Here is a 1,210-nt window from a genome sequence, read left to right as displayed (position 1 = left end):
TTGATGGGTCTAAATCTACTGTATGCCCTGAAGTTGGTGTTGGGTTACCATCTGGATCGGTATCATTCGCTAGAATGTTTACAACTCCATTAGCCTCGTCTTCTGTTAATGGTGCTGTTACAACATCATTTACAGATACTGGTGCATCGTTTACACAAGTTACTGTAATGGTAAGGGTTTCTGTTGTACATGCAACTCCTGGTGTACCTGCATCACATACTTGGATTTCTACTACATCTGTACCACACCAGTTTGGAGCTGGTGTATACGTATAGGTTCCGTCAGGGTTGATTACGATTGTTCCGTGACTTGGTCCACTTACTGGTGTTGTTGTTACCGTTAATGGGGTTCCGTCTGGATCTGTATCGCCTGCACCTGTGATATCACCACTCACTGGATTGTCTTCTAGTGTTGTAGCGGTATCATTCGTTAATACTGGCGCATCGTTTACAGCAGTTACTGTAAAGGTTATTACCGCTGTATCACATAATACTGGGGTACCTGCATCACACAACTCATACGTTAAAGTAGCTGTTCCGTTGAAATTGTTCGCTGGATTAAACGTTACTTCGCCTGTCGTTGGGTTGTATGTCCAAACTCCTTGTGCATTCGTCACTGTTGTTTGAACTCCTGGTGTTGATGGATCTAAATCTACTGTATGTCCTGATGAAATCGTTGGGTTACCATCTGCATCGGTATCATTGGTTAAGATACTTACTACGCCATCAGCACCGTCTTCTGTTAATGGTAAACTTACAGTGTCATCATTAGCAACTGGTGCATCGTTTACACAAGTTACTGTAATGGTAAGGGTTTGTATTGTACATGCTACTCCTGGTGTACCTGCATCGCATACTTGGATTTCTACTACATCTGTACCACACCAGTTTGGAGCTGGTGTATACGTATATGTACCGTCAGGGTTGATTACGATTGTTCCGTGACTTGGTCCACTTACTGGTGTTGTTGTTACCGTTAATGGTGTTCCGTCTGGATCTGTATCGCCTGTGCCTGTGATATCACCACTCACTGGAGTGTCTTCTAGTGTTGTAGCGGTATCATTGGTTAATACAGGTGCATCATTTACAGGGTCTACTGTAAAAGTTATTGTAGCTGTATCACACAATACTGGGGTACCTGCATCACACAACTCATAGGTTAATGTAGCTGTTCCGTTGAAATTGTTCGCTGGATTAAACGTTACTTCGCC

At 43.1% G+C, this 1,210-nt stretch carries 1 protein-coding gene; it reads right to left on the bottom strand.

Going from position 1 to position 1,210, the window contains the following annotated elements; all coding sequences use genetic code 11:
• Positions 1 to 1,210: tandem-95 repeat protein (locus tag Q361_RS13600; RefSeq protein WP_146047058.1), on the bottom strand; the 1,210-nt coding region annotated here is incomplete at both ends.

This window comes from Flavobacterium croceum DSM 17960 (genome assembly GCF_002917885.1).
GTDB classification, from domain to species: Bacteria; Bacteroidota; Bacteroidia; order Flavobacteriales; family Flavobacteriaceae; genus Flavobacterium; species Flavobacterium croceum.
This window is presented reverse-complemented; position numbering and strand designations above follow the sequence as displayed.